Source organism: Colwellia sp. MB02u-9, from assembly GCF_014077085.1.
Taxonomy (GTDB): Bacteria; Pseudomonadota; Gammaproteobacteria; order Enterobacterales; family Alteromonadaceae; genus Cognaticolwellia.
The window spans coordinates 207,800-224,580 of record NZ_JACGVF010000099.1 but is presented as its reverse complement, the minus strand read 5'-3'; the positions used below and the strand labels follow the sequence as shown (position 1 = coordinate 224,580).

The following is a 16,781-nucleotide window of genomic DNA, read 5'->3' as shown; positions in this document are numbered from 1 at the left end:
CGACATTACCGACTATAAACTCAACTATTCTTATCGTTAAGAAAAGCTAACGCACTATTAATACTATGAAATTTAGGGTAATCACCCTCAATAATTTTTATTCCCGTTGATTTTTGCAACGCCGCTAAATAATTAATAAAGTCCATTGAGTCTAAGTCACACTCTTCACGGATATCTTCATCAAAATCAATGGTGTTTTTTTCAACTTCAGGCGCAACTTCCTGTATAGCCTCAATAATCAAGCGCTCGATTTCTGTTGTATTCATAATTGCTCCGGTTTTTGTAAATTTTTAGCCAAGCTATTTAAAAACTTCGCCGCGAGCATGCCATCAACGACTCGGTGATCGGCACTTAAACAAAGCGTTATTTGCTCACCAATATCAATTTTTTCATCGCACACTTGTGGGACTTTTTTTACTTTACCAACACCGATAATCGCGACTTGTGGCGGATAAATAATGCCAAAAACTTGATCAACGCCACGCTCACCCATATTGGTTATGGTAATTGTGGCGCCCATCAGTTCTGAGCTACGTAAACGCTCACCACGTTCAATCGCTCGACTTCGACGCGTAATATCACGCAAAGCAGACATAATGTCTGGCACAGATAACTGTTCGACATGGCGCAATGCAGGTACAACGACTCCACCACCTCGTAAACTAATGACATTGGCAATATTGATTTCACTCGCTGGCTCAAAATGACCCTGTTGGTAAAAGCCATTTAATTGCGGATATTTTTGTAAGCTTATAGCAACCGCTTTAAGTACTAGTGCAATAAGTAAAATATGTGTTTGGGGTGTTTTGTCTTTATTGGCTTGTTGTAGCCATTGCTGTGCCTTGTTTATAGGCAGGTCTACACTCAGATAAAAATGGGGGATTTCTTGCTTAGATTTGGTCATAGCAGCGGCAATCGCGTTACGCATGTTTGCTAATGGCTCGCCCTCAGTTAGCCGTGTTTTGGGTGCTATCTGCGCAATATCTTTTAGTATGATGCCACCATTAGGACCACTGCCTTTAATCCTCGACAAATCCAACTGCTGTGCTTTTGCTATTTTACGAACAATGGGCGAAGCAAGTACCCTATTGGTTTTGGTATTGATGTTTAGCTTTTCAGTAGTTTTTTTTTGCGGTTTTTCTGTCAAGGCTTCTACCGATAATAAAACCGGCTCCTCAATTACTTTCTCGGGTGTTGTTTGTTCAGGTGTAGTTTTTTCAGTAATGATTTCTTCAGTGGTTAATTCTTCAATGGCTATTGGTTCTTTGATGATGTCTTCAGTGCTAGTGTTTTGATTTTTAGATTCATTTAGTGACTTTTCTTCGATGTCTATCCTTGCCAATACGCTACCGACAGGAACAGTGTTTACCGGTTGAACTAATAACTGGGTAATAATGCCGTCGTGGTAGGCTTCCATGTCAATAGCACCCTTTTGTGTTTCAAGCACGGCAATAATATCGCCATGCTTTACCTTATCACCTACCTTGATTAACCATTCGACCAACATGCCCTCGCTCATATCTGCCCCCAGTGATGGCATGGTAATGTCTATGGATTTTTTCATGCTTGCCTTCCCCCCTATTTTACATGACCTGCCTGACGTTGAAGCGCAGCGTTATTGTTCACCTGCAAATAAAATTGTTGCACAACGGATGATTTGTTCTACCTGAGGTAAAGCCGCTTGTTCGAGGTGACTTGGGTAAGGAATAGGCACCTCTTGAGTACAAATTCGCTGCACTGGCGCATCTAAATACCAAAAAGCTTGCTCCATAATAATGGCGCTGATTTCACCCGCTAAACTGCCGGTTCTCCAGCCTTCATCGATAATAATAGCGCGGTGTGTTTTCTTAACACTGGCTAAAATGGTGTGGTTATCTAATGGTCGCAAACAACGTAAGTCAACAATCTCGACATTAATATTTAATGCGTCAAGCGCAGAGGCGGCCATTAAAACTTTAGGTAAGCTGCCCCCATAGGTGATCAAGGTAATATCTGTACCTTGCTTACGCACTACGGCTTTTTCCATATCAGCGTCTGGTGCATTAAAGACTTCACCTTGGTTATTTAATAGCATGACATGTTCAAAAATAAGCACAGGGTCAGGGTCTTGTAGTGCTTGTGATAGCATATAACGGGCATCGTTATGCGTTGCTGGGCTTAATACTTTTAAACCAGGAATATGGGCGTATAAATTTTCCCAGCTATGAGAATGTTGCGCGGCCAGTTGTAAACCGGCACCACATGCCATGCGAATAACAATGGGGACATTCAGTTGACCACCTGACATATGACGTAACGTGGCGGCACTATTAACAATTTGATCCATTGCCAACAAGCTAAAATTAACCGTCATCACCTCTACTATTGGCCTCATTCCCCCTAACGCGGCGCCGATACCTACCCCGACAAAACCTGATTCGCATAGCGGCGTATCAATAATTCGCTCTGCGCCATAATGTTCAAACAAGCCTTTACTTACGCCATAACAGCCACCATAACGTCCAACGTCTTCACCCATTAAAAATGTGCGTTCATCGTCGTTTAGGCATTGTTCAATACCCGCACGTAAGGCTTCGCGGTAAGTCATTGTTTTACTATTGTTTGTTTGAACCTTCATGCCAAGCCTCCATGCTCTGCCTTGGTATTTATTTTCGGTGTTGTAGGGCTATAAACATCTTTACAAAGATCTTCAACCGGCTCCCATTGCCCTTGCTCGGCAAAGTTAATGGCTTCGATTATCTCTTGTTTAATGTCTGATTCAATGCCGTTAAAGTCACTATCACTGAGCTGATGATTTTGTATCAACCAGTGCTTTAATTGCTTTACGGGGCCGTGCTTTTTCCACTGTTCTATTTCTGCATTATCACGGTATAGCTGACCATCAAAGCTTGAATGTCCTCGAAAACGATAAGTCTGACACTCTAAAAAATAAGGTTGTTGATGACTTCTAACGTGCTGAACTGCTTTAGTCGTTGCCGCTTCCACGTTGACCACATTCATACCGTCGACTTGCTGCGCTGGCATGCCATAACTTTGTGCTTTTTTGGCAATATTGATTTCTGATTCAGATAAGGCCAATGCCGTACCCATGGCATAACCATTGTTTTCACAAATAAATAGTATGGGTAATTGCCATAACACGGCCAGATTCATTGCTTCATGAAACTCACCTTCTGCCACGGCTCCTTCGCCAAAAAAACACACGGCTATCGCTGATTTTTTCAGTTGCTTATTGGCCATAGCTAAACCTGTGGCTAAAGGCAAGCCACCTCCAACAATGGCATTGCCACCATAAAAGTGCTGCTTTTTATCAAATAGGTGCATAGAGCCGCCGCGCCCTTTACTGCAACCATTCGTGCGACCATACATTTCAGCCAACACAGACTTCATTGATAAACCACGCGCAAGCGCGTGACCATGTTCACGATAAGTCGCCACAATATTATCTTCTGGGGAAAGCGCCGCCATCACGCCCACAGCTACCGCTTCTTCGCCAATATAAAGATGAAGAAAACCTCGTATTTTCTCTTGTGCATAAAGCTCAGCACATTTTTCTTCAAAAAGGCGAATGCGTAACATTTGTTTTAATTGTGCAAGTAAGTGCGCTTTATCAAGATGTAATTTATCATTCATTTTTTATTACTCTTTTTTCTTACTATTTTTCATTACCTTCTTATTGAACATTACTGTTCATCACTTTCTAAGGTGGAAATATCACCTTCGGGTAAATTGAGTTCACGTGCCTTTAATAAGCGCCGCATTATTTTTCCACTGCGAGTTTTAGGTAAGTTTTTGCGAAAAATTATTTCCTTAGGCGCAACTGCCGCGCCTAATTTTTTACGAGCAAAACCTTTTAGCTCTTTTTGTAATGCGGCTAAGTTGTGCTCAGTGCATTCAACATCAGGGTTTAACGTCACATAGGCTTTAACCCTTTGCCCGGTGATTTCGTCAGGAATACCAATCACACCCACCTCAGCGACAGCTTCATGCTCCATCAAGGTACTTTCAATTTCAAATGGTCCAATTAAATGACCTGACGATTTGATCAAATCATCAGCCCGACCTACAAACCAGTAATAGCCTTGTGCGTCTCGCTTAGCGAGATCGCAAGTTAAATACCAACCGTCTTGAAAGCACTGTTGATATTTTTCTTCACGATGCAAATAGCCGCGAAACATTGAAGGCCAGCCTTGTTTTAATGCCAGCTCACCAATTTTCATAGCTTGCTCTATTGTTTCAATACGCCCTTGTGCATTACGCTTAACAATAGCGGCCGTTATACCCGGTAAGGGTAAGCCCATTGAACCGGGTTTTATTGGCTGACTAGCAAAGTTAGCAATCATGATTGCGCCGGTTTCTGTTTGCCACCAGTTGTCATGAAAAGGTAAACCCAGTACTTTTTCACTCCATCGCACGGCTTCAGCATTTAAAGGTTCACCAACACTAGCGATGAAGGTTAACGCGGATAAATCATATTGTTCACGAATAGTTGTTCCTGCTTTCATCAACATGCGAATCGCGGTTGGCGCGGTATACCAAATGGTTATTTTTTGTTGCTGTAAAATGTGATACCAACGCTCAACTTCAAATTCAGCTTCATCAACAATCATTGTTACGCCCAAACAAAGTGGCGCAATAATGCCGTACGAGGTGCCCGTCACCCAGCCAGGATCAGCAGTACACCAATAAATATCGTCTTGCTTTAAGTTTAAGGCGTACTTTGCCGACGATTGATGGGCAACCACCGCTTGGTGCACATGAATAACGCCTTTAGGTTGACCCGTTGTACCGCTGGTAAAGTGCAGCAAAGCCATGTCATTAGCATGAGTTTTAGCACAGGGATATCTGGTGTCAGCATCAGTAAGCAGTATGGTTAACCAATAACAGCCTTTGTCTAAGGGATGAGAAGAGGCAGCTGAAATTTTTTCATCTTCAGGACTATCGATGAATAGAATAACGTTAAGATGAGGCAGTTCGTGCCACCAAGTGGCAATTTTTTTATCATATAAACGCTTAGTGGTGACTAATACATTAGCTTCGCCTATCTCCATTCGAGAACGAATAGGCTCAGGGCCAAAGGCAGAAAATAAGGGGGTGAAAACGCCGCCAAACTTTAACGTACCTAACGCTGAAATATACAGTAGCGGTAATCGCCCTACCAAGCTAAATACCCGTACGCCTTGTTCAAAACCCAGCTTAGCTAACACACTAGCAAAAAGACTGGTTTGTTCTGCTAAATCACGGTAACTATAATCAATTAATTGTTCATCTTTACCAAGCCAGCGAAGTGCTACTTTGTTTTCAAGGCTGGTATTTAAATGTTTATCAACGGCTTGGTAGGCAATATTAAGTGTTTTTTTGGGGTCCGTTTGCCAATTAAAGTCATCACAAGACTGCTGATAATCATGCAAATTTGTATCACTGCTATTATATGACATCTTATTAATTATATTTTCAGACATGCGAGCAAGATCAATCAAACAAATGATGTAAAAAGTATAGTGTTCATTTAATTTTTTACGTTTGCTTTTACTGATCTACATCAGGTTAAAACACAATAAACAGCAGGCGTTATATCGAAGAGTGTGGGTAGGGAGATATGCAAATTTCAGAGAAAAATGAACCCTTAGGTATCGTAAAGTAAGACAAACTATATTTCAGAAATGGCAGAGAAACTTGGCTAGAGATACGAATCATAACTTTTTGAAAAATTTTATTCTGTTTATTGACCCACATATGACCCATACAAAAAAGCCCGCTTTAAAAGCGGGCTTTTTCATACACTAAGAACTAGAAAGGCATTTTCATCCCTGGAGGCATTTGCATACCACCAGTTAAAGCACCCATTTTATCTTTATTTTGCTCTTCAACACGACGTACAGCATCATTCATTGCTGCGGCAACTAAGTCTTCAAGCATATCTTTATCATCGGCTATTAAGCTGTCATCGATAATAACGCGACGAACGTTATGATTACCTGTCATAGTCACTTTAACCATACCAGCACCCGCTTCGCCGGTCACTTCCATTTTGGCTAGCTCTTCTTGTGCTTTTGCCATTTTAGCTTGCATGTCTTGGGCTTGCTTCATTAAGTTACCCATGCCACCTTTCATCATAATTTTTCTCTCCAAATGTAATATGCCGCCAAAGATAGTAGTTAACGGCTAAAAGTTCAAGTAGCGATTAACGCGCTACAACAGTTTCTTGGTCAAGCTTAGCTTGAAATTGTTGTTGCAGTGCTATAACAATTTCATCTTCAGCTAATACTTGCTTTGCATATTCATAGCGCTTGGCATTAATGTCCGCTTGGATCTGATAAGGATCTGAAACGGTTTTTTCAACAATATTTAATTCAACGGTAATTTTACGTTGTAAATATTCAGATATTTGTGCTTCTAATTGCTTATGTGCTGTATCGCTATTTAAGTGTTTAATTGATTGATCTAGTTGTAAAATCAATAAGTCGTCAGTAGACCTATCATCAATAGTAGCGTGGATTGCTAGCTGCCTTAGCCGCGCGAGCAAAGACATACTGTCAATCATATGTGCCCATTTATCAACTTGGTTTGCTAGTTTAATCGTCGCTGGATTGATAACGCCTTCATTATAAGGTTGCTCAGGTAATGTTGCTAGTTCTGGAACATTAGGCTGCTCAACAGCGGTATTTTTTACCGTGTCGACACTGGCATTTTCTCTCGTTGCTAATGCTGGGCGCAAGGCAGCGCCGTTAGGCTTTTTTCCGCTATCCTCCATTGACTTTTTACGACTTCTGAGCATATTTCGTGTCGCTATTGCTGCCGCAACGGGCGATTCGAATACTTTTTTGTCATCTTTAGCCGGTTGTAAATCTGAACTATTGTTAGTGGTGCTAACAACAGTTTTATCTTCATCATTATGATTAGCAGTAAGGTTTGGCTCAGTAATATTTGGTTCAACAGGGCTTTGTTCAATAATATTTTGATCACTATTGCTCTGCTCAGATTGTAATATATTCTCTGCGGGTAATGGCTCAATAAGCGTATGAGCTTGATGTTCAATTGCCCGCATTTCTTCTGCTAAAACATCATTCGCTTCAAGTTCTTGATCAGGGGCTATACCTGCATCTGAAATCGATTTGTCTTCATTTATATTAACGCTTGATTGCTGTTGACTCTCTGGTAAGGCTGATTTTTTTTCTGGATTGAGGTTTTCATCCATATTAGCACTAGCATGAGCTGCTGACGTTGGATCAATAAGCGAGATATCATCAGCTATTTCTTTACCTGCTTCGGGTAAATTATGACTATTAACAACCGGTTTAAAAGCAAGCAAGCGAAGTAACATCATATCAAATGCAGCTTGTTCATCATCTGCATAAGGTAAATCTTTTCTGGCAGTTAACACGATTTGATAATACAGCTGAACATCTTCAGGCGACATTAACTGACAGAAACGCGTTAGCAATTGTTGGTGTTCTGCCGGCAAGCTAAAATTAGCTTTAACCACTTGTGTCATCGCTATTTGATGCAGCAGTTGGATTAGATCAGCTGACAATCGGCTATAGCTTGGCGCGTATGAGGCAATCACCAGTGAAAGCTGCATTAAAGCGGCAGAGTCTTGTTTTAATAAGGCGATGATAATTTTAAAGACCCAATCGCGGTCAACACCACCTAACATTTGCTGCACGTCATTTCTGGTTATATGGCCATTACCTTGCGCGATGCATTGGTCGGTCAAACTTAAGCAGTCACGCATGCTGCCACGGGCCGCTTTAGCGAGCATAGCAATTGATTCATCATCAAATGATACGGTTTCTTTTGTGAGTATTTCAATAATTTTATCGCTAATTTGTTTAATCGTTAGCGCTTTTAAATGAAACTGTAAACAACGAGAAAGTACCGTAACGGGTAATTTTTGTGGATCAGTAGTCGCAAGGATGAACTTTACATGCTCTGGCGGCTCTTCAAGTGTCTTTAATAAGGCATTGAAACTACTGCGCGACAGCATATGAACTTCATCAATCAAATAGACCTTATATCGACCTCTTGTTGGTGCATATTGTACGTTATCTAAAATTTCACGCGTATCGTCAACTTTAGTGCGTGAAGCAGCATCAATTTCAAGTAAATCTACAAAGCGACCTTGATCTATATCCACACAAGCATCGCAAGTACCACAAGGCGTTGCTGTGATGCCTGTTTCGCAATTTAGGCTTTTAGCAAAAATTCTTGCGATGGTAGTTTTGCCAACACCACGAGTTCCAGTAAACAGATAGGCATGATGTAACCTTTGTTGCGTCAGGGCATTAACCAAAACAGTAACAACATGTTCTTGGCCCATCAATTCACTAAAGGATTTTGGTCGCCATTTTCTTGCTAAAACCTGATAGCTCATTCTTCAGCCTTAATCACCAGCATATTGCAGTAAAGAGAACACAGATAAATCCATGTCTTCGAGTTTTTTTTCTCCACCTAAATCTGGCAATGATATAACAAATGCCGCATCTGTTACCTTCGCACCTGTACGTCTTATCAGCTTGGTGGTTGCTTCAATAGTCCCACCTGTTGCCAGTAGATCATCAATAATTAAAACATTATCATCTTGGGTTAACGCATCTTGATGAATTTCTAAGGTGTCGTGACCATACTCTAGCTGGTAGTCTTGCCTGTAAGTAGCTCTTGGCAACTTACCTGGCTTGCGCACTGGAACAAAACCTAAGCCCATTGCTAATGCTAACGGAGCTCCAAAAAGAAAACCACGTGCTTCAGTACCAACTACTTTAGTAAAACCACCCGCGTTGAATTTATTCACTAAAATGTCTATGGTGAGCTTGAATGCTTCAGCATCATCTAATATACCTGTTACGTCTCTAAACATAATACCGGCTTTTGGATAATCTGGAATGGTGTGAATTGCGGATTTAAGTGTATTGATTTGTGTTTCAGTCATGTTCTAAGCGTCTAAAAATATTTTAGTTACAGAGTAAAGCAATTCATTGAAAGATTATAGTAACTGATAGCGAGTATTTACCGATAGTAAGCTCTTTATCAATTTAAGTAGGTTTTGTACGTCAATCGGTTTATCAATTACCGCTGAAAATAAGTTGGTATCACAAATCAGCTTTAACGATTGATGACCTTGCGTTGTCATCAAGATAACCGGTGTATCTAAATAGGTTTTATGTTGGCGTATGTGTTTAGTTAGCTGAATACCATTCATGATAGGCATCAAGTGGTCGACGATCACTAAATCGTAGTATTCGTTTTGTAACTTTTCAGAGGCATCTAGACCGTGACACCCTGTGTTGACACAATAACCTTGAGCGAATAACAGATCACTCAGGCTATTGAGTATTAACGGATTATCGTCTACAACAAGAATTTTCATATTAAATAAAACTGTTGTTGGTTAATTTGACAATAATGTAAACCAACCAGCCAACATGGGTAATAAAGGTGCTGCGAACATCACAAATAACGCGGCAAATAAATGACGCTTAGACGAACTATCTTTGAAGTTTTCTTCTGACATTGGCATTCCAATTGATTGACTAAACGGCGCGGATTGTAGTCTAAAAAAGCTATTAAAAATAGCTTTATTTGATTTAGAACAACTAACTTAACTATAGTTTAAAGTTTTATTTGAAATTTGAAATTAATGTGCTACGAAGTCATTATTGAATAAGTACTCTTCAAGATATAAAAAAACCAGCCTAATTGGCTGGTTTTTTAGTTTCATATCTATTAATTAAGTATAAAAATTAGATAGAAACGTTCTTACGTCGTGCTGTGTCTTTAATAAAGCTTTCCCAACCCTTAGCTGACTTACGGGTTTTAGGATCTTTCATTGCTAAACTAATCGCTTTATAAGCTTGTTTATATTGCTCTAAATAAAAGTGAGATTCTGCGATACTCATTTGCAGTCTACCTTCATTTTTAACACCAAGCTCAATTGCTTTAGTTAACGCTACGATCGCTGGCTTAAATTGCTCATCTTGCTTTAATAACATACCTTGTTTGCTGTAATGCTTAGCAAGGTTAGTCATTTTAGCTAGTTCGCCATAATAAGCAGCAGCTTTATCAATATTCTGAGCAGCGTGCCAAGCGTTAGCTAGTGAAGATAAATTTTTATCATCACGTGGTACTAAGCCAGAATCGATATGCTTTTCTAACAGTATTGCTGCTTTATACGGCACTACATTCTGCGAATATAAACTTGCTAGTGTTTTAATTTCAGATTCTTTAACAAGGAAACCTTGTTTATAAGCCAGATCAAGTGTTTGTAAACCTTTCTGGTAATCTTCAACTAGCAGATAGAACATACCTAACTGCGTCCACCAAGTTTTATCTTCTGGGAATATTTGGATAACAGTTTCAAGCGTTTTAACAGCATCTTTATATTTTTTATTTTCATAAAATGAAGTGATCTTCAATATATAAGGATTTTTGTTTTGCTTGTCACCATAAGCTGCAATCGCATTATCTGCTGGCACAATCATTTCATCTAATTGTTTCAACGCATAATGAGCATTAGCTATTTTTGTCCAAGTATTACCGTCAGATTCACCCGTAAAATCCATCCAAGCTTGGTAATTAACTAGTGCTTCTTCATAAGCCTTGGTCTGCATCTGTAAATCAGCTAACAATTTAATCGCAGCACCATGATCACCTTCGTTAAGGAGATCAGGTTCAACCGCTGCTTTTAAATATTTAATTGCATTAGCTTCTTCATCACCCATAGTTGCATACATAACTGCTATAAAACGGGATACATAAGCTTTGTCGTAGTCTTTACTCGCATCAATATCTAAAAGAATAACTAAAGCACCTGGAATATCATCCGCTGAATAAGCTTCAAAGGCTTTTGCTACTTTTTTACCGACACTAGGACCAACAAGCTGTGTTTTACGCTTTGGTTTTTCAGACTTTTCAGCACCAGCTGCAGATACTTCTGCAGCTATTGGCAATTGAATTAGAACAACTGAAATAATTAACAGTAAAGATGAAAAAATCTTATTCATTACTAATTCCCTCCATCCATTTTAAAGTCAAGTCGTACGGTCAAACCTGTTTGTCTCATAGCTTTGCCATCAACAACTTTTGGTTTGTATTTCCATTTTCGCAAAGCACGTTTAGCTTCTCTGTCGAAAACACGTCTTGGCTCTGCTTCAATGACATCAACATCTTCAACACCACCAATTTCATTGATAGTAAATGAAAGCGTAACCCAACCTTCTTTACCATCACGAGCAGCTTGTATTGGGTATTTAGGCTCAATACGAACTATTGGTGTTGCATCTCCGTCACGACCGAAACCAGCACCAGGTGCAGAAATACCTGCATTTGCTCCGGCTAACTGTACACCAGGCATATTAAACGTTAATCCACCCGCGTCGTTATTAGCTTCAGGCTCTGGAGCTTGAGGCTTAGGTGGCGTTTTAGGCGGCGGCGGCGGCGGCGGCGGAACACGTTGACGGCGTTCAGCAGCTGACTTAGGTGGCGTCGTATTAACTTCTACAATGATATTCTCTAATCCTACTTCCTTGGTTCTATCACCGCTAGAAACAAGGAAGGCCATAAAAGAAAACAAAGCAAATGTTACTGCCGCGCCTAGTAGTATAGATACTAAAAAGCGAACCATAGACTACCCCTTAGCTGCAGCGATAGATATTCTGTCTATGCCCGCTTCTTTAATTGCATCCATTACTTTAACAACTACACCATGTTTAGCGTCTTTGTCAGCTTGAATGATTACAACATCAGTTGGTTGCTCAGCCAATAATTTTTCAATATTGGCCGCTACGCGTTCAACATCAACACGACGCTTATCTAACCAAATTTCACCATTATCTTTAATTGCCACAAAGATATTAGCTGACTTTTGTTTCGATTGATTTGCCGCTTTAGGTTTATTAACTTCAATACCAGCTTCTTTAACAAAAGAAGTAGTTACGATAAAGAAAATCAGCATAATGAATACGATGTCAAGCATCGGTGTCATATCTATAACTGCTTCTTCGTCCTCACGAATACGTTTACGTGCCATTCGAATATCTCTCTAGTGATGAGGTAAACTGTCAACCAGTTTAGCCTTTGCTAGTTTAACTTTAGCGTCTAACCTTGAACTGAAAAACACCCCTGATAATGCTGCAACCATACCCGCCATTGTCGGAATTGTTGCCATTGATATACCAGACGCCATCAGACGCGGATTACCAGTACCTTGTTGTGCCATTACTTCAAACACACCGATCATGCCGGTTACGGTACCAAGTAAACCAATTAGTGGACACATTGCCACCAAGGTTCTAATTGTGAGCATACGTTGCTCTAGTAGTTCTGTCGCTTCGGAGATCCAAGTATCTCTAATTCGATGTGCATACCAAGAAGTAGTATCTTCTCTTGCATCCCAACGTCCGACAATATCGTCTTTCATTTTAGGATAGATTTTAGATAGGAACCAATAACGCTCTATCATCATTATCCACATCAATAAGAGTGCGAAGGCAACAACGTACAGTACGTTACCGCCAGTCGCAATAAAACTCCTGACAGATTCCCAAAGCTCTATCAGGAATAACATTATTTAGACTCCTTCTCTGCAATAGCAGCGATCAAGCCAGCACTTTGCTCGTCTAGCTTTTGCAATACAGATTTACTTTTACCAGCAACAACACTGTGGATTAAGATTAATGGCAATGCACAAATCAAACCTAGGGCAGTTGTTACAAGTGCTAGAGAGATGTTACCCGCCATAATTTTCGGGTCACCTGTACCGTATAATGTAATCGTTTGGAACGTCATAATCATACCGATTACTGTACCTAATAGACCCATTAGTGGTGCAATTGCAGCGAACATTTTGATTAAGTTAATACCACGGTCAACTTTAGGTGTTTCGCGTAATATAGCTTCGTCAAGTTTAAGTTCAAGTGTTTCCGCATCAACCGCTTTGTTGTCAAAGTAAACTTTTAACAAGCGACCCAGTGGGTTATTGTCGTTTGGCTGTTCAAGATTCTTCTCTTGAGCGCGGATTTTAGAACTCATGCTGCCAAGAACAATCATACGCTCTAAAGCAATAAGAAGACCAAAGAATAGTAATACAGTGATGGCATAGCCTACTTCTTTACCTTCATGGTAGAATTCCATCAATGTTTTCTTACGCGTTTCAAGCGTTAAGATAGCACCACGAGATGGATCAACATAAAGAGGTGAGAAACCAGCAGTTTCACCAAAGAAAGAAATCGCAGTATCAGTGATATAACCAGCAGGTTGCTTAGCTAGTGGCTGTACTTGACCAACTTCATCATTATAGTTTAAGTAACCGTTTTCAGATACTAAGTTGAAAGTACCAACACGTGTTACTGATTCAGTAGACTTTGAACCATCTAAGTTAGTTACTTCTGTAGTAAACTTAGATACTTCACCTGACTGAGTCATTTCAGTTTGCAGAGCAAACCATAATTCTTCAAGCTGCTCAAGTTCAGGGATAGCTTTTGAATTAGCAATCTTGTCTAACGTGTCACCACGACCTGGGTATTCAGCTGAAACAATTGACGTTACAATTGAACCATAAGCATTAGCTGCAGCTGCACGACTTACGCCGAACATTTCACCTAAAGTACCTTGGGCATTGTCTAACTCTACAGATTTTTGCGCTAAAGTAATTTCATTAGCGGCATACTCTTTTGTCAAACGTTTGTTTCGTGCTTGTTGATTTGCTAGTTCTGTTTTAGCTGTGTTCAATAAAGATTGCTTGTCAGAACGCGCAGAAATAAATTCCGCTTCACGTTTTTTATCAATTTTAGCTTCAGAAATACGGTCATTTTTAACTTGTTTTAATAAGTCATCTAACTGATTCGCTGATGCTGAAGCTGCTACTGTCATTGAAGCAGCAAATAATACGAAATTAATAACTTTTTTCATTATTCTGCTCCTGCTGCAAATACGGGTAGTTTAGCTAGATCAAGTGGTAATTGCTTACGAGCCATACGAACGGCATCAGTCACTGGTTTCAAGTATTCGTCACCTAAAGCATCCCAACCACGTTTTTCATTATTCCAAACCCAAGAGTTTTTCATGTCAAGAGATTGAGCAACAAATGAAATACGACCCATATGAACAAAATCAACAGTGATCATACGATCACCTAAGTCAAGCTCACCTTGATACACACCGAATATGGTGCCGTAACTGGCTTCAATTTCGTATGCTTCAAGCACTAAACGAAACTGTTCAGATACTGATACATCTGAATCACCCATTACATCACGTAAACCAGCAATACGCTCTTTACGTGCATCAATGTTCATAGGAACATCAAGGTCAACAAACTTCTCTAATGTGTCAATCATTTTGTACATCAATGGTACAACGCCTTGCTTGGTTTTATCTATACCAGCAATTTGTTTTTGTAATGATTTAATATTAGCTTCTTGATCATCAACCATAAGTTGAACATGATCGTTATAACCGTTTAACACGTCAGCTTCATCGACTGTATTACGGTACTCAGCTAGTAGCTCTTGAGTTTGTCCGTAAATGTTGTCTATTTTGCTTTGTGATTGACTTGAAGCTTTAAAAATTTGAGCTTCTGCTTTTTGTAGATCTGTTAATGCATCTGCAGCAGCGAAGTTGCTTGCTGAAAATGCTAGTGCGCCAATTATCGTCGTTGCGATAAGGCTTTTCTTGCTTAATTTGGACATAGTTCCCAACCATTGCTATTGAATTTTGATAACAAACTTTATTGTTAACGCAAATTTAATAATCTGCCATTTAAAGTTTTATTATTCTAAAATAAAACTACGACAATATTCCCAGACGACAGCCTAACTGTCAACTAAGTACAATAAAAAGACCATTTATTTCGCTTTTAAAGAGTGAAGTAAATTTTTTTGTAACGATAATTTAACAATATATTCATTTAATGCAGAAAATTATTAATTTAATCGATGTTACAGAAGGCCTCATTATTGTAAAAATATGTGCTGTTCATGTTTTACTAACTCTTTCGTAGTAAGTCAAACTTTATTATCTAAATGCAGTTTAATTTTGCCATTTTGGTTTTTAAATGAACAAATATATAACATTATAAATATGCAAGCTATATGGCGTTCATCAACGCCTGCCCTAAATTATGCGAGTTAGGTCAGCTTATAATTTAATCACAAGTAAGACTGAGCCAACCAAAAGACTAGCAAATGCCTTAGATAATAAGCTGTCATAAAGTGGTATTAATTTGGTATTCTTTTTTACTATAAAAGTATAAGACAATCTCCTAAAAATGCACAAGTTAAGCGATACAAAACTAGCAGTTTAATTAAACAACTTTTACTTTCCAACTATTTGAATAAACTATTTGTAATCGCCTAAAATACCGAGGCACTAATTGTTTCAATCCCAATTACGAATTTTAGTGAGGTAGTCATTTTTAAGACGTAATTACGCACTATTACAATCAAAAACAAGCTTGCTTAACATCAAGAAATAGGTATTCAGGTAAGTTCGCTTAACCAAAATTCAAATTAGCTTGCTCGTAACAGTATCCAGTCGAGTTGTTGAAATTGTTTAATACACTGAGAAAAGTATTCTATTAACTGATTATTGTCTAAGGATTGATCCTTCAGTTCTTGTCTAACCTGATCAAAAAGAACTTGTAGTGTCTTTTACCATCAATATTTTTAAATATTAAATAGTTTAACTGTGACGCGGCTAGAACAAACTTAAATCCGCTGATATGTTTCATCAAAATAGATTTATTGGCGTTTGCCAACATAGCTTCTGCTAGTTGACTACCTAGATTTCATAAAGGTTCTCAGGAAAAAAGAATGGTACATTGGACAACGTGGAAAAACTTACCTTTGTATCAACACCTACTGAGGCATAGTACTCATGATTTTTAAAAGCGCCCACTAATAACTCAGCAATGCCGTGCTGCTCTTTTATCAGTCGCTGTTTAATCTCCTTAAGCAAGTTATTGTCGGTAATATATTGCTCTGGCCGGTAGGACGTTCTCAACTTAACATAATTGAGCTCTACAAACTGCAACCCCCAACTGTTTTAGCAACTGATAAACTTCTAAAATGCTATAAGCACAGTATTGTTCATGCAACAATAAATGTACTAAGCCGTTATCTTCACATTTAATATGATCAACGATAAGTTTTTCATTATGGGAAAACCAATTAGTTCCTGGGATATTTTCCAATATTCTTTTAGTATTTGTCACCCATTAGGAAAATATTCTTCATCCGCGTTAATCATTCTCATTAACTGCTGCATTTGATAAACGCCAGTGCGTCCATATTTCCCTTATACCATCAAACCCATTGCACCTGAGTCATTCAATAAATTTTTAAGTGAGTGTAGACCTAACAATTGCTCGTCTAAATGATGTAATACACCTGCTCAACCTATGTAGTAAAAATTACCTATATCCCAATAAATAAGAGTAATGAGCCATGCAACCAGTTTATATTGGTCAAATTTCTGCCGTGTTATCTTTTAATTATTCCACTAAAAAAATATCGGAATCTCCTGTTCCCGCTGCCAGCGACTAACACTCTTAATTGATTAAAATCACAGCCGCCTTTAAAGCAATAGAAATGGATCAAATTAAGGCCTTCAATACCTACTTCAACTAATCGACGGATTTCGTCAAACGGATCTCTATGAGCGTAGGCGTAACTTTCATATAAATCTCTACCTTTTTTAAATATTGCCTATTACGCTATGCTACCTTATTATTTAAGGATCAAAATAATCTTTGTTAATCATCTGGATAGAAAATTTCATATTATTTT

The 16,781-nt window shown here is 39.0% G+C and carries 16 protein-coding genes; all 16 read right to left on the bottom strand.

Translation table 11 applies throughout. From position 1 onward, the window contains the following. Positions 1-20: 20 nt before the first annotated feature. Positions 21-266 (bottom strand): acyl carrier protein, encoded by a 246-nt coding sequence (locus H4J65_RS15910; RefSeq protein WP_182185029.1) that lies wholly within the window; start codon positions 264-266, stop codon positions 21-23. After that, the gene (locus tag H4J65_RS15905) at positions 263-1,564 is read right to left on the bottom strand and encodes a dihydrolipoamide acetyltransferase family protein (protein WP_182198784.1); all 1,302 of its coding nucleotides are present in this window, start codon (positions 1,562-1,564) and stop codon (positions 263-265) included. Before H4J65_RS15905 ends, H4J65_RS15910 begins: the two co-directional genes overlap by 4 nt. A gap of 51 nt (positions 1,565-1,615) precedes the next feature. Further along, a complete protein-coding gene (locus tag H4J65_RS15900; protein WP_182198783.1) occupies positions 1,616-2,617 on the bottom strand; it encodes an alpha-ketoacid dehydrogenase subunit beta in 1,002 nt (333 codons plus the stop codon). Then, the gene (gene pdhA / locus H4J65_RS15895) at positions 2,614-3,633 is read right to left on the bottom strand and encodes a pyruvate dehydrogenase (acetyl-transferring) E1 component subunit alpha (protein WP_182198782.1); all 1,020 of its coding nucleotides are present in this window, start codon (positions 3,631-3,633) and stop codon (positions 2,614-2,616) included. The genes H4J65_RS15900 and pdhA overlap by 4 nt, the downstream gene beginning before the upstream one ends. A gap of 50 nt (positions 3,634-3,683) precedes the next feature. After that, positions 3,684-5,462 (bottom strand): acetate--CoA ligase, encoded by a 1,779-nt coding sequence (gene acsA / locus H4J65_RS15890; protein ID WP_182198781.1) that lies wholly within the window; start codon positions 5,460-5,462, stop codon positions 3,684-3,686. A 328-nt stretch (positions 5,463-5,790) separates the two neighbouring features. Continuing rightward, a complete protein-coding gene (locus H4J65_RS15885; RefSeq protein WP_182137031.1) occupies positions 5,791-6,120 on the bottom strand; it encodes a YbaB/EbfC family nucleoid-associated protein in 330 nt (109 codons plus the stop codon). 64 nt (positions 6,121-6,184) lie between these two features. After that, positions 6,185-8,374, bottom strand: a complete 2,190-nt coding sequence (dnaX, locus tag H4J65_RS15880; protein ID WP_182198780.1) for a DNA polymerase III subunit gamma/tau — start codon at positions 8,372-8,374, stop codon at positions 6,185-6,187. Between the two features lie 9 nt (positions 8,375-8,383). After that, entirely contained in the window at positions 8,384-8,929 is a 546-nt protein-coding gene (gene apt / locus H4J65_RS15875) for an adenine phosphoribosyltransferase (protein ID WP_182198779.1), read from the bottom strand. Between the two features lie 54 nt (positions 8,930-8,983). Beyond that, positions 8,984-9,367 (bottom strand): response regulator, encoded by a 384-nt coding sequence (locus H4J65_RS15870; protein ID WP_182198778.1) that lies wholly within the window; start codon positions 9,365-9,367, stop codon positions 8,984-8,986. Positions 9,368-9,388: 21 nt separating this feature from the next. Continuing rightward, on the bottom strand, positions 9,389-9,511 hold the full coding sequence (locus H4J65_RS18090; RefSeq protein ID WP_259363252.1) for a hypothetical protein: 123 nt from the start codon (positions 9,509-9,511) through the stop codon (positions 9,389-9,391). A gap of 229 nt (positions 9,512-9,740) precedes the next feature. Further along, positions 9,741-11,000, bottom strand: coding sequence for a lipopolysaccharide assembly protein LapB (locus tag H4J65_RS15865; protein WP_182198777.1), 1,260 nt, complete (start codon positions 10,998-11,000; stop codon positions 9,741-9,743). Positions 11,001-11,002: 2 nt separating this feature from the next. Continuing rightward, entirely contained in the window at positions 11,003-11,620 is a 618-nt protein-coding gene (locus H4J65_RS15860) for an energy transducer TonB (protein WP_182136961.1), read from the bottom strand. Positions 11,621-11,623: 3 nt separating this feature from the next. Then, positions 11,624-12,025, bottom strand: a complete 402-nt coding sequence (locus H4J65_RS15855) for a biopolymer transporter ExbD (protein ID WP_081149207.1) — start codon at positions 12,023-12,025, stop codon at positions 11,624-11,626. Positions 12,026-12,037: 12 nt separating this feature from the next. Next, positions 12,038-12,562, bottom strand: coding sequence for a MotA/TolQ/ExbB proton channel family protein (locus H4J65_RS15850; RefSeq protein ID WP_182136962.1), 525 nt, complete (start codon positions 12,560-12,562; stop codon positions 12,038-12,040). Continuing rightward, positions 12,562-13,905 (bottom strand): MotA/TolQ/ExbB proton channel family protein, encoded by a 1,344-nt coding sequence (locus H4J65_RS15845; RefSeq protein WP_182198776.1) that lies wholly within the window; start codon positions 13,903-13,905, stop codon positions 12,562-12,564. The genes H4J65_RS15850 and H4J65_RS15845 overlap by 1 nt, the downstream gene beginning before the upstream one ends. Further along, positions 13,905-14,684, bottom strand: coding sequence for a DUF3450 domain-containing protein (locus tag H4J65_RS15840; RefSeq protein ID WP_182136964.1), 780 nt, complete (start codon positions 14,682-14,684; stop codon positions 13,905-13,907). Before H4J65_RS15840 ends, H4J65_RS15845 begins: the two co-directional genes overlap by 1 nt. Positions 14,685-16,781: the final 2,097 nt, after the last annotated feature.

Excerpts from the sequence above, each read along its gene's own strand:
- H4J65_RS15910 (WP_182185029.1), bottom strand. The coding sequence starts at position 266 with ATGAATACAACAGAAATCGAGCGCTTGATTATTGAGGCTATACAGGAA.
- H4J65_RS15905 (WP_182198784.1), bottom strand. The coding sequence starts at position 1,564 with ATGAAAAAATCCATAGACATTACCATGCCATCACTGGGGGCAGATATG.
- H4J65_RS15900 (WP_182198783.1), bottom strand. The coding sequence starts at position 2,617 with ATGAAGGTTCAAACAAACAATAGTAAAACAATGACTTACCGCGAAGCC.
- pdhA (WP_182198782.1), bottom strand. The coding sequence starts at position 3,633 with ATGAATGATAAATTACATCTTGATAAAGCGCACTTACTTGCACAATTA.
- acsA (WP_182198781.1), bottom strand. The coding sequence starts at position 5,462 with ATGTCTGAAAATATAATTAATAAGATGTCATATAATAGCAGTGATACA.
- dnaX (WP_182198780.1), bottom strand. The coding sequence starts at position 8,374 with ATGAGCTATCAGGTTTTAGCAAGAAAATGGCGACCAAAATCCTTTAGT.
- apt (WP_182198779.1), bottom strand. The coding sequence starts at position 8,929 with ATGACTGAAACACAAATCAATACACTTAAATCCGCAATTCACACCATT.
- H4J65_RS15870 (WP_182198778.1), bottom strand. The coding sequence starts at position 9,367 with ATGAAAATTCTTGTTGTAGACGATAATCCGTTAATACTCAATAGCCTG.
- H4J65_RS18090 (WP_259363252.1), bottom strand. The coding sequence starts at position 9,511 with ATGTCAGAAGAAAACTTCAAAGATAGTTCGTCTAAGCGTCATTTATTT.
- H4J65_RS15865 (WP_182198777.1), bottom strand. The coding sequence starts at position 11,000 with ATGAATAAGATTTTTTCATCTTTACTGTTAATTATTTCAGTTGTTCTA.
- H4J65_RS15860 (WP_182136961.1), bottom strand. The coding sequence starts at position 11,620 with ATGGTTCGCTTTTTAGTATCTATACTACTAGGCGCGGCAGTAACATTT.
- H4J65_RS15855 (WP_081149207.1), bottom strand. The coding sequence starts at position 12,025 with ATGGCACGTAAACGTATTCGTGAGGACGAAGAAGCAGTTATAGATATG.
- H4J65_RS15850 (WP_182136962.1), bottom strand. The coding sequence starts at position 12,562 with ATGTTATTCCTGATAGAGCTTTGGGAATCTGTCAGGAGTTTTATTGCG.
- H4J65_RS15845 (WP_182198776.1), bottom strand. The coding sequence starts at position 13,905 with ATGAAAAAAGTTATTAATTTCGTATTATTTGCTGCTTCAATGACAGTA.
- H4J65_RS15840 (WP_182136964.1), bottom strand. The coding sequence starts at position 14,684 with ATGTCCAAATTAAGCAAGAAAAGCCTTATCGCAACGACGATAATTGGC.